Source organism: Sporosarcina sp. P2 (assembly GCF_002743255.1).
Taxonomy (GTDB): Bacteria; Bacillota; Bacilli; order Bacillales_A; family Planococcaceae; genus Sporosarcina.
In genome coordinates this window covers 37421-50468 of sequence record NZ_PDYY01000018.1, presented here as the reverse complement: position 1 = coordinate 50468, position 13048 = coordinate 37421, and the positions used below count along the sequence as shown (strand labels likewise).

The window sequence follows — 13048 nt, the reverse complement described above, 5'->3', positions numbered from 1 at the left end:
TAATTCACCTTCTATTTTTAGTTAGCCATAGTTGAGCAGTCGCCAATCGTTTTCCGAAAGGCAGTAAGTACCACTCTTTTTCTTTCATTATACGTGATTTCAAGATGACGAAAAGGAATATGATTGCTCCAATTGTAACAGCAGAAAATGCAGTGAACATTGAGCTAGTGCGTGAGGATAATCCATCAAATAGCCATGAATCGGCTAGAAGCATCCAAGGAATTAATACCCCCGCCATTGCCACGCCGGCAATAATCAGCACGATATAAAAACGTCGCGAAGCTAGTGGGAATCTCCAACATCTCTTAAAGTAGAGAATCAATAACACAGCAACGACTGCGAATGAAATAGTACCCGATGCAGCGGCACCTTCAATTCCATACTGGCGAACCATCAAAGGTGTAGTTGATAGTTTTATTACGATTCCAAGCAGCATGAGTAGCAACGGCCCACGCACTTTACCACTTCCTTGAAGAATTGCTGTTAGCGGTAAAATAATCGACAACCAGAAAATCTGTATACAGAAGATGATTAGCGCAACAGAGCCTGCTCGTGATTGAAATAGCATTTCATTGACGAAAGGAAGTACAAGAACCAATCCGATCGTCGCTGCCCAACCGAATAAAATGGATGTCCGGAACGTCAAGCCAATGAACGGTAAGGCACCCCGTCCATCATTTTTAGTGGCATGGTGCGCGATTAACGGCACGAGTGCTAGCGCCAATGTAGATGCTAGCAAAATACCCATTTGCGCAAGCGGCTGTCCCCTATCATAAACACCTTTCATTTCCATGGCGGTCTCACTCATTGCCCCTGCCTCGACTAATGCGTTATAGATCGTAAAAGAGTCCACCAATTGAAATACCAGTAAAATTAATGAACTTGCACTGACGCCAATGCTAATCTTGGTCAAATCTTTCATCACTTGCCATGGCTTTACAGTAGCTACCGCCAAACTTTCCCGCTGTAGGAAGAACCAAGTCAGGATCAAAACACCCACCACTTCTCCTGCAACCGCCGCCCACATCGTAATTTCCCCTATTTTATAAAGAGATGTTCCTGCACGTATCGCAATCCACGTACCTGCAAGTACGATGATCACCCTAAACAACTGCTCCGAGACGTTGGAAATCGCTACAGGTATCATTTGCCCTTCTGATTGAAAGACGCCCTTCAGTACAGCTAGGAACGGAAGTACGAGAACGATATACGCACCAGCCTGCAAAACGGGCGCCAATGCGGTATCTCCCATTAGTTCAGCAAAGAAAGATGAACCTGAACGCAATAATAGATAGGTTCCTACTGATAAAACGAGAAGATATGCGAGTGACACACGTAAAATCCCACGTGCTTCCCCAGGATTTTTGCTTTCTGCAAGCATTTTAGACACCGCGACAGCAAAACCCGAAGACGTCCAAACGATAAATATTCCGATAAACGGATACACTTGCTGATAAATATAGAAACCTTTATCTCCAACTAAGTTTTGAAATGGCACACGATAGACCGCACTCAGCACTTTGACGATGATGGCGGCAATAGTTAGAATCGATGCACCTTTCATAAACGACTTCATATTCCATTTAGTCAACGCCATATACGCGCCTCTTTCATTCGATGATGATTTCTAGTATACCATTTCATCACGTCAGAATAGGCGTGTGACCGCAATCAATAAAATAATAACTCCACTCATGAATGTTCCGAACTGCCCTACTGACATCTTGCCAATCCGCACGCCTGCCAGTCTTGCGCCCAGTCCTACGCCAATAGATAATGTAATATAACTACCGACAGCCGCTGATAATGCGATTGCAATCGGCGACAATGTTAGAAGACCTGCTCCGACACCATTCGTTAGTGCATTCGCGGAAAGCGCAATACCAAGCAATAAAGCTTCCCCAATACTAATATGTGAAGATCCGTCAAAGTCCATTTTTTCCGGTTCACTAAATACATTTGCTTGATGTTTTCTTGGTTGACGAAAGGCCATAACCATAATACGTATTCCGATCATGCTAAGTACAGCAAATGCTATAAGATCGGGTAGTAGGCCCGGTAACATTTCAGCCAGCCACGCACCGGCGACAATGCCTATTAAACTAAAGATAAAACAAATTGCTGCAATGAGTGCATTCGATGTAAATGGAATCCGGACTTGCTGTACACCATAAGAAAGTCCAACTCCAAAGTTGTCAATGCTAGATGAAACTGCAAAGCCTGCAATCAGTAGCCAAGTCATTTCGCTCCCCCATTTGGTTTTATCATACTATACGCGCGCAATGAGGCAGGCGTGTGTGCGCTAGGCGCGTAATAGAACCGGACTTTTCCATGAACGTGGGTAGACTGTGTGGTAAATGTAGATAGAAGGGGACGAATTTAGGTATCCGCTACAAACTATGGGTAATCTAGGACTTTATTATAGGTACCGCCTAATTTTACGACATGTAATTACTCGTTTACGGTCGGGATCTAATACGTTCATAAACGCATTGAGCGGTTACCAAACAAGTATGATCGCTTATAGAGTATGATAGAGCGCTTTGAATGTGGATAGAGCGGAATTTACACACTATAGGGCGCTTAACCATGAACTATGAGTGCTTGCAAGAATTTATGAGCACCGCTACCCTGCACTTATTCCTAGTCTGTGAGCCAATAACCAACGGTCCACCCAGAACGTCAAACAACGCCCCGTCCGCATCAACCACTCACTTTACAAATTAAAAAACGTCTTCCCTATACGTGATAGGGAAGACGGGTCTCTATTCATCTTCATCTGGGTGTAGGCAAAACAAATTCCTTCGCAACAGATACACCTGTACGCATCGCTGCCTTTCCTACTGCGTGCGCAACAATTGTCGGAATACGGTCATCAAATGGATCCGGAATGATGTAATCATCACGTAGGTCCTCATCTTTGATCAAATCAGCAATCGCATATGTTGCTGCAAGTTTCATCTCTTCATTGATCTCAGTTGCTCTAACATCTAGTGCTCCACGGAAGATACCAGGGAATGCCAAGACATTGTTGACCTGATTAGGATAATCAGAACGGCCTGTCGCGATAATACGTACGCCATACTCATCTGCCAATTCGGGCTTTAACTCGGGCATTGGATTTGCCAGTCCGAATACGATAGGATCTGTATTCATTAGCGCTATCAATTCCTTCGTCAGCAAGTTCGCAACAGATACACCAACGAATACGTCAGCACCCTCCATTGCAGCCTCTAATGAACCCTCTATTTTTTCTAGGTTTGTGATACGTGACATTTCATGCTTAATGTCATTCATCGCATTCTCGCGACCTTCAAAAATAATGCCTTTGGAATCACACATAATAATGTTTTTGAAGCCCATACTCAACAATAATTTCGTAATCGCAACTCCAGCGGCACCTGCACCATTTAATACTATTTTTACATCTTCTTTTTCTTTTCCTACTACTTTTAATGCATTTAGTAAACCTGCACCTACTACAATTGCCGTTCCATGCTGATCATCATGGAAGATTGGAATATTACATTCTTCACGCAATCTACGTTCAATTTCAAAACAACGTGGAGCCGAAATATCTTCGAGGTTTACAGCACCAAATGTCGGGCTCATAGCTTTTACGATATTGACAATTTCATCTACATCTTTTGTATCCAGACAAATCGGGAATGCGTCAATCCCTGCGAATTGCTTCAGCAATAGAGCTTTCCCTTCCATTACCGGCAAAGCTGCTTCGGGGCCGATATCTCCAAGACCTAGTACAGCTGTTCCATCTGTTACAACTGCAACCAAGTTCCCTTTGATTGTATATTCATACGCAAGTGATGGATCATGAGCAATTTCCACACAGGGTTCAGCAACTCCCGGTGAGTACGCCAAACTCAAATCCTCTTTATTCTCTAGTGGCACTTTCGAAACCACTTCCATTTTTCCATTGTGAATTTGATGCATGTGTAAAGAAGATTTGTATTTCCTGTTCATAATATCGCTCTCCCTGTCTGGTTTTTTATTGTTCATTCGTGTTGGTAGTGATTATAAGCGCAAATGCGAAGTAATTACAAGCATCAATTTTCTATTAACTCCAAAAATTAAAAATTCGTAAGCGGTTACATTGCCTTTGCCTGGGGTTTTTCAGGACATCAAAAATTTTTGAAAAAAGTTTTGACTTTTATGCTTTTTCGTAGTATGTGAAACCTTTCACTTTTCAATTTATGCCTTGTGAAGCCCTTCACTAAAGGTTTTTGTGAAAAGCTTCACGTAAAGAAAAGTGATGCCAAAAAGCGGTGTATGGATGTAGTATGTGAAAAACTTCACTTTTTAAGTGTTGGAAAATAGTAACTTGCATTTTGGTCACACGGACCAAATTAGGAACTATATTCAAGTAAAATTATTGCCTGACTACCAATTAATGGGTTAAACAATGTTCCTTTACATATCATGATTCTGATAATAAGATGCACAATTTAATTTATAGTAAATTACACATCAAAAAAACTCACAATAGATACATCTATTGTGAGTTTTAATTAAAAACTTAATATTTATATCAAATCCATTTAGCTTTCCATCTGTTTTGACAGGAAGTTGGCTGCCGTCTCTGCCGCTTTTTGCTCGACCTCTCCGACAAAATGAACTTTTGACAGCAAATAGACCGCACCGATTGCATCACCATTTGTAATGATTGGTACAATACAATAAGACTTAATCTGCTCTACTTGACCTGGCACCCATTCTACCGTCTTCTCATGCTTTTCCACGACAGTAGATCGGCCGTTCAGGATTTCTTCGCATATCGGGGCTAATTGTCTGTTCATATAGTCCTTTTTTGCAAGACCTGCTACCGCTAGCATCTCATCGCGATCACTGATCAGTGTAGGTGTACCAATTGTTTCATAAAGTGATTCTGCATATTCTGCCGCAAATTCGCCAAGCTCTGAAATAGGTGAATACTTCTTTAAAATGACTTCCCCTTCTCGATCAGTGAATATCTCCAAAGGGTCCCCCTCACGAATGCGAAGTGTCCTTCTAATTTCTTTTGGTATAACTACTCTTCCCAAGTCATCAATCCTGCGGACAATACCCGTTGCTTTCATGTATAATGCCTCACTTTCTCGAAATTAAATGTATTTCTGAGAATAGTATGCATCAACATTGGTCATTTTATGCAATCGAGGTGTTACGAGGCATCTGTAGATTCTACTTCCTTTGCTGTTTCCTGCATTGTGTGTACCATATCTTCTACCATGTCGAATTCCGTAAACTGATTAGATTTTTTTTCATTCACGGTTACGGTTATTTGCCCGTTGTCAATTGTAAGTCCAACCGCATGACCAAACTTCAATGAACGTTCCATCAGTTTTGCACCGTCAGCACGAGCCGTTCCCTCTGCCGACAAGCGGATCTCCACTATTCCTTGTACATTTTTAATGGATATCACACCAGCATCACGACCCCACGCTTTCATACGTCCAACACGGAGCAATAAATCAGCTTCGAATGGCATATCACCGAAACGGTCGATCATCTCGTCAACAAGCTCTAGATAATCCTCATCGCCTGTAATTGCTTTTACGCGTTTATACATTTGAATTTTTTGATAACCGTCTTGGATGTATGATTCAGGGAGATATGCATTGATAGGCAAGGAGATTTCAACATCCACCTTGTCTTCTTTTACAACACCTGTCTGTCTTTCTTCAATCGCTTCTTGTAGTAACTGCGAATACAAATCGAAACCAACAGAGTCAATGAATCCATGTTGTTGTGAACCAAGTAAATTCCCTGCTCCCCGAATGGATAGATCACGCATAGCAATTTTAAAACCCGAACCAAGCTCAGTGAACTCTTTGATTGCCTGTAAGCGATTTTCCGCGACTTCCGTTAGCACTTTATCGCGCTGATAGAGCATATAACTGTATGCTACGCGATTGGAACGACCAACCCGACCACGTAATTGATAAAGCTGTGAAAGTCCCATGCGATCTGCATCATGGACAATCAACGTATTGACGTTCGGAATATCGATTCCGGTTTCAATAATGGTCGTCGTAACAAGCACGTCAAATTCCCCTTGGAGAAAACTTAATATTACTGCTTCGAGGGCGGCCTCCCCCATCCTACCATGGGCAGAGGCAATACGTGCTTCTGGCACCAAGTCACGAATTTCCTGAACTTTGCGATCCATATCTTCTACACGATTATATAAATAGAAAACCTGGCCGCCACGTCCCATCTCCCGCTCAATCGCCTCACGAACGAGCCCTCCATTATGCTCCATGACATATGTCTGGACAGGGAAACGATTGGCTGGCGGTGTTTCGATTACGGATAAATCGCGCACCCCGACCATCGACATATGCAAAGTCCTTGGTATCGGTGTTGAAGTTAATGTCAGTACATCTACGTTATTTTTCAATTGCTTCAATTTTTCTTTATGCGTCACGCCAAAACGTTGCTCTTCATCAACTACGAGAAGCCCAAGATCCTGATAGACTACGTCCTTCGACAATAAGCGATGTGTACCGATGACAATGTCAACAGTCCCCGCTTTCAACCCTTTGATCGTTTCATCCTGCTCTTTCTTAGTACGAAAACGATTCAGTAATGAAACCGTCACAGGATAATCTGCGAAACGCTCTTTCATCGTCTCGTAATGTTGCTGTGCCAATATCGTAGTCGGCACTAAGAACGCCACTTGTTTACCGTTCGTTACCGCCTTAAACGCTGCACGGATTGCAACTTCTGTTTTCCCGTACCCTACATCACCGCATAATAATCGATCCATAGGTCGTATACGTTCCATATCTTTCTTAATTTCCTCGATGGATTGTAACTGGTCCTGTGTCTCTTCGTAAGGAAAAGCATTTTCGAATGAACGTTGCAAGTCATCGTCTTCACTGAAGGCAAACCCTTTTTCCGCTTCTCGTCTGGCATATAATTTGATCAAATCATCCGCAATATCCTGAATAGCCGCGGTTACTTTACGTTTGGTTTTTACCCAATCCGTGCCGCCAAGTTTATGTAGCTTTGGCTCTTTCTCTCCTGTAGCAACGTACTTTTGAATCAAATCAATTTGGTCAGCGGGTACGAAAAGCTTATCCTCACCGCGATAACGAATATCTAGGTAATCTTTCTGGATACCTTTAACATCTAATGTAACGACGCCATAATATTTTCCAATACCATGATGAACATGGACGATATGGTCGCCTGGCTTGATCTCTGAATAACTTTTGATCCGTTCGGCATTCGTTAGTTTAGGGGGACGTGCTTTGCGTTTTGGTTTGCCAGTAAACAATTCCGCATCTGTAATGACAGCAAGTTTCTGGAACGGCAATTCAAAGCCTACTGATAAATCCCCTTCTATAATGGATAACACACCATCTTTATTCGGCTTGCCGTCTATCACTGCTTCTATATCATACTCTCGTAAAATATCTTGGATTGTCTTCATTCTCTCGGTTGACGAAGCCAGAAGAAAAACATTATAGTTCCCCTGTCGCCAACGCTCAATTTCACTTTTCAATAATGGCATCTGACTATGAAACTGTTGCATCGGCTTACAAGAAATTGAAATAGACTTCTTGATAGTGAAGCCAGGTACTGAGCGTGTAAACAAAGACAAGTAGAGTTGCTGCTGATTAATATTTTCAAGTACTTGCTCGTATTTCCATGCCAGTTTCGCGTCATGCAACATTTTTCCATCTTCGAGCATCGCTAGCTGGTATTCTTGCTCCTCCGACTCCAATGTAGCTACAGACTCTTGTATTCGCCCCAATTCGTCAAATATTATGACACCATTAGCGGGGAAGTAGTCCGTTAACATGGCATTAGCTTCAGAAGAAAATGAGGCATATTTCTTTATTGTGTCTGGCACTATCCCATCTTTCATCATGCCGATATCTTGCATGATTGTCATCAATAATTGCTGTTGTAATTCTTCACTTTTGATTTTGGTCAAGCTCTCGCCAAGCGCTTGTTCCACTTTTCGTGAAACTTGCTGTAATTCTTCAGGCGTCCAGATGAATTCGGTCGCTGGCAATAACGTAATAGATTCCAATTTTCCTGTTGAACGCTGATCTTCTGCTGAAAATGTACGAATGGAATCAATTGTCGTATCGAATAACTCAATACGAACAGGTTCTGCCATTGTGAGCGGATAAATATCCATTATTCCACCGCGTAACGCAAATTCACCCGGTGCACTCACCAGGTCTTTTCGTATATAGCCCATAGATACTAAGTTCTCTAGCCAGACACCTATATCGATCTCTTCATCCGTTGAAGCGGTTACGTAGTGTGTCAACCACCGTTCCTTTGACGGCAACAACTTGCGCAAACCTGCAACAGGTGTGATATAAATACCACTACCAACACGCGCCATGTGATCCAATGTATCAATCCTGCCAGCACGTAATTCATAACTCGCGAATGAAAAGTCAGCGGCAACAAGTTCTTCTGCTGTATATAAGTGAAGATGTTCATCATTGACCAATTTGCTTAGATCTTCATACGTTCGCTGTGCTTGAAGCATATTTGGTGAAACAATTAGGACAGGGCGTGTCAGTGACTGCTGAATCAATTTAAAGAAGATCGCTTTGGATCCTCCTGCAAGGCCTGTGATCAACTGCCGATCCAGCCCATCTTCCAAGTCGTTCAGCAAGCCTTTAATCTCTTTCTCTTCTAGAAAAAGCTGTTCTATTACTCCCACTCAACTACTCCTCCTTATCTATTGACTAAGTGTATCTATCTATTGAACAGGATGCTTTATGCACAAAAAGCTTTGGCTATCAGCGCCAAAGCATCTGTTACTTATTGTAACCATTTTTTTAAGGTGTAATAATCCGGGAACGCCTGCAATGATTGCTCACAGTGTTCACAAATACATCGTATATGCAGGCCACCATCCGGATCTACAGACAAAAACGTGTTTTTATCAGCACCGTTTATTTGACTCAACGTATCTTTTGCCGATTCGAATGGAATGGAGCCGATCTCCGTATGACAGTGATTGCAAGAATAACGGATCATATTCTCTTCACCTTCCTTTTTCAAAGTATAGGCAAAGAATTGATATATTATGCTTTTCCGTTAAATTTATTCATCACTTCAAGAAATGGCATCTTTTTTATTGTCCATTCTTCACAGGCGTCTGCACTCTTTTGTATCGCATCTTCAATCAACGGTTGCTCGTCCTTGCTAAAAGGAGATAATACATAATCAGCGACCTTCATACCGCCCGCAGGACGATCGACACCCATACGAATGCGATTGAATTCAGAAGTACCTAGATGTGCAATGAGTGACTTCATACCATTATGACCGCCCGCACTTCCTTTTTGACGAAGTCGGATCTTCCCCGCAGGTAAATCCAAGTCATCGTATAACACGACTATTTCTTCATCGTCCACTTCAAAGTAATCCGCTAAGGGACGGACACATTCACCGGATAAGTTCATATAGGTCATAGGTTTTAATAATATTATTTTACCTTCAGCTGTATGGACAGTTGTAAATTGGCCATTGAACTTTTGCTGGAATGGTGGAGCTTGCCACCGCTCAGCCAATTCGTCAATGACTTGAAAACCAATATTATGCCGCGTGTTTTCGTATTTTTTTCCGGGATTTCCGAGACCGATTAGTAATTTCATGTTCTTCTCTTCCTTTTCTAAATGATATATATACATAGAAAAGGAGCGCACGATTCAAACACGTGCGCCCATTTTGTAACTTATTTCTCTTCTTTATCTTCGCCAATTACTTCCGGCTCAGCTTCAGTGCTTTCAGTTGCTTCATCTAATGCTTCCATTTCTTCTTCAGTACGTGGAGCAGAAATAGTTACTAACCCTACTTCGTCCTCAGTCAAGATTTCAAACTTCACTTTGTCGCGGATATCGCTAACAAGAATTGTTTCACCAATTTCAAGTTCTGAAACATCTACGTCGATATGATCAGGAATGTCAGATGGCTTTACGCGAATTGTAACTTCCCATACCGGTTGTTGAATTGTTCCGCCTGCTTTTTCACCTGGCGCGTTCCCAACAAGGTTGATCGCTACGTCTACTTCAAGCTCTTCTGTCATATTGATCGCCAAGAAGTCAGCATGTGTAAGGAAACCAGTCAAAACGTCAGATTGATAATCGTTTAATACGACGTTTACATCGTTGCCGTCAACAGTCAATTTGATTACGCCGTTTCTTCCTGTTTCACGAAGTGTATCTAGAAGATCACGCTCTTTTACTGCGATTGGCGTGCTTTCTGTTTTATAACCGTATACTACTGAAGGAATCCATCCGCTTTTTCTTAATTCGCTTACTGTCTTCTTGTCAGTTTCTCTTAAGTTCGACTTAATTGTGCTCATTTGTATAGTCACCTATCCCATCAAAAGTTTTTTATACATCTTTGGATATTCAATATCAGAAGATATCAGTTAACTTATTATCACTCAAATAATGTACTTACAGACTTGTTCTCAAACACACGAATGATTGCAGATGCCAACAATGGCGCAATCGATAGTTGTTTGATTTTTGGAGATTGTTTACTTTCCGGCAATTTAATAGAATTCGTAATCACTAATTGCTTGATTTGAGAATTATTAATACGCTCAATCGCTGGTCCGGATAAAACAGGGTGTGAACAACAAGCATACACTTCTTTTGCTCCACTTTCAATTAGAGCGCTCGCAGCAATTGTTATAGTTCCGGCTGTATCGATAATATCATCAATTAAAATAGCCGTTTTTCCTTCTACATTGCCAACAATATTCATCACTTCCGCTACATTCGGACGCGGACGACGCTTATCAATTATTGCAATTGGTGCCTTCATACGATCTGCCATTTTACGTGCACGCGTAACACCGCCATGGTCAGGTGAAACGATAACAAGATCATCGCTTGCTAATCCTTGACTCTGGAAGTATTCCGTTAGGATGGGTTCTGCAATCAAGTGATCGATTGGAATATCGAAGAATCCTTGAATTTGTGGCGCATGTAGGTCTACTGCGATTACACGGTCAGCGCCTGCTTTTTCAAGTAAGTTTGCAACTAGTTTAGCCGTTATAGGTTCACGTGAACTCGCTTTACGGTCTTGGCGCGCATATCCATAATAAGGCATGACCACGTTAATCGTACGTGCAGATGCACGCATTAAGGCATCCAGCATAATGAGAAGTTCCATTAAGTTGTCGTTGACCGGATTAGAAGTGGATTGAATAACAAATACTTCACAGCCACGGATGCTTTCGTCGATATTGATTTGAATTTCCCCGTCACTAAAACGTTTGACTGAGAGCTTGCCGAGCGGAAGCCCGACTTGATCTGCTACTTCTTTAGCAAGTGGTTCGTTCGCAGTTAAAGAAAAGATTTTCAGTTTGTCGTTTGGATATTGATTTGCCATGATGGCCCTCCTGTTGGTTGGGTAAGATTAGTTTTTTACGTATCCTTCTTTATTCTCTTGCCGAACACGTCCAATTGCAAGTGAATTTTCCGGGACATTTTTTGTGACTGTGGACCCCGCTGCCACAATCGCATTCTTTCCTATCGTGACCGGTGCGACCAAGTTGGCATTGCAGCCAATAAAGGCATTGTCTTCTATCTCTGTTTTGTGCTTGTTTTTACCATCGTAATTCACTGTAATCGTACCACAGCCAACATTAACATTCTTACCTATTTCTGTATCCCCTATATAACTAAGGTGGGAAACTTTACTAGCGTCACCAAGCTGAGATTTTTTCACCTCAACAAAATTGCCTACTTTTACATGGTCACCGAGCTGTGTTTCGGGACGTAAGTGCGCAAATGGACCAACTGCTGTCTGACTTCCCACTGTACTATCACGAACAACTGATGAATGAATCGTCGTGTTGTCGCCCACTGTACTGTTTTGGATGTGACTGTTCGGACCAATGACACATTGTGATCCAATTTTCGTAGCGCCCTCAATGAGTACACCAGGTTGGATGACAGTATCACGTCCAATTTCAGCCTCCGCACTGATCACTGTCTGATCAGGGCTAATAATGGTAACGCCGTTGCGCATATGCTTCTCCGCAATCAATTGACGCATATTTTTTTCTGCTTGTGCCAGCGCTACACGGTCATTGACACCCAGCGTTTCATGGAAATTCGGCGTCGTATAAGCTGAAATCCGCTGTCCTTCAGATTTTAAAATCCCCAATACATCCGGAAGATAATACTCGCCTTGCGCATTTTCGTTAGTCACTTTTTTCAGTGTGTCGAATAACACGCGATTGTCGAAGCAGTATGTGCCTGTATTAATTTCCTTAACGAGGCGCTCTTCGTCATTCGTGTCTTTATGTTCGACGTTTCGCATTACGTCACCGTTCTCCGCACGAATGATGCGGCCATAACCAGTTGGATCATCTGCTATTGCAGTAAGTATGGTCGCCTTTGCTTCCGTTTCATGGTGGTGTGCAAGAAGCGCTGCCATTGTCTCAGTACTGATTAACGGTGTATCACCACAGACGACGAGCGTAGTACCTTCAAGATCCGCAAGTACCCTCTCAGCTTGTTGCACGGCATGTGCTGTGCCCAACTGTTGTGTCTGTAGCGCATATTCGCTTTTGTTGCCCAGCGTCTGCTCTACCGTCTCGGCACCATGACCGACGATCGTGACAATCCGATCTGAGTGAAGATCGCGAATGTGGTCGATCACGTGCTCTACCATCGGTTTGCCACAGACTGGATGAAGCACTTTATAAAGATCCGACTTCATTCGCGTGCCCTGTCCCGCTGCTAGGACGATCGCATATGTATTTGTCATCTGTCAGCCTCCATCCTTGTTTGATAAATTCATAATTGACTATATCGGAAATGACTGTTTTTTTCAAGCATACCCCCTTGACAATTACATAACTTTATTTTATGATTGTTAATCTTTTTGCGATTATATTGGTATAGGAATAAGAGCGGTAGGTAAATATAGATGATGTGTTCAAATGCAAGTGATTAGGAGTGGTGAGCCTACTAGTCACTACGTTCCTTTAGTTGTCTCGCCTTATCAGTCTGATCTCCTCCCCCATCCA

10 protein-coding genes are annotated in these 13048 nt (G+C 42.3%); all 10 read right to left on the bottom strand.

The annotated features are described in order from the left end of the window. Positions 1 to 4 precede the first annotated feature (4 nt). Positions 5 to 1597: a putative polysaccharide biosynthesis protein gene (locus CSV67_RS15685; RefSeq protein ID WP_099632532.1), complete on the bottom strand. Its 1593-nt coding sequence runs from the start codon at positions 1595 to 1597 to the stop codon at positions 5 to 7. Positions 1598 to 1648: 51 nt separating this feature from the next. Then, a complete protein-coding gene (gene ytaF, locus CSV67_RS15680) occupies positions 1649 to 2242 on the bottom strand; it encodes a sporulation membrane protein YtaF (protein ID WP_099632531.1) in 594 nt (197 codons plus the stop codon). 533 nt (positions 2243 to 2775) lie between these two features. Then, positions 2776 to 3981, bottom strand: a complete 1206-nt coding sequence (locus CSV67_RS15675; RefSeq protein WP_099632530.1) for an NAD(P)-dependent malic enzyme — start codon at positions 3979 to 3981, stop codon at positions 2776 to 2778. Positions 3982 to 4556: 575 nt separating this feature from the next. Continuing rightward, positions 4557 to 5093: a stage V sporulation protein T gene (gene spoVT / locus CSV67_RS15670; RefSeq protein WP_099632529.1), complete on the bottom strand. Its 537-nt coding sequence runs from the start codon at positions 5091 to 5093 to the stop codon at positions 4557 to 4559. 83 nt (positions 5094 to 5176) lie between these two features. Continuing rightward, positions 5177 to 8710: a transcription-repair coupling factor gene (mfd, locus tag CSV67_RS15665; RefSeq protein WP_099632528.1), complete on the bottom strand. Its 3534-nt coding sequence runs from the start codon at positions 8708 to 8710 to the stop codon at positions 5177 to 5179. Between the two features lie 101 nt (positions 8711 to 8811). Continuing rightward, positions 8812 to 9030: an anti-sigma-F factor Fin gene (locus CSV67_RS15660; RefSeq protein ID WP_099632527.1), complete on the bottom strand. Its 219-nt coding sequence runs from the start codon at positions 9028 to 9030 to the stop codon at positions 8812 to 8814. Between the two features lie 47 nt (positions 9031 to 9077). Further along, the gene (gene pth, locus CSV67_RS15655; protein ID WP_099632526.1) at positions 9078 to 9650 is read right to left on the bottom strand and encodes an aminoacyl-tRNA hydrolase; all 573 of its coding nucleotides are present in this window, start codon (positions 9648 to 9650) and stop codon (positions 9078 to 9080) included. 80 nt (positions 9651 to 9730) lie between these two features. Continuing rightward, a complete protein-coding gene (locus CSV67_RS15650; protein WP_099632525.1) occupies positions 9731 to 10360 on the bottom strand; it encodes a 50S ribosomal protein L25/general stress protein Ctc in 630 nt (209 codons plus the stop codon). 80 nt (positions 10361 to 10440) lie between these two features. Further along, positions 10441 to 11400 (bottom strand): ribose-phosphate diphosphokinase, encoded by a 960-nt coding sequence (locus CSV67_RS15645; protein ID WP_099632524.1) that lies wholly within the window; start codon positions 11398 to 11400, stop codon positions 10441 to 10443. 27 nt (positions 11401 to 11427) lie between these two features. After that, positions 11428 to 12786, bottom strand: coding sequence for a bifunctional UDP-N-acetylglucosamine diphosphorylase/glucosamine-1-phosphate N-acetyltransferase GlmU (gene glmU, locus CSV67_RS15640; RefSeq protein WP_099632523.1), 1359 nt, complete (start codon positions 12784 to 12786; stop codon positions 11428 to 11430). Positions 12787 to 13048: the final 262 nt, after the last annotated feature.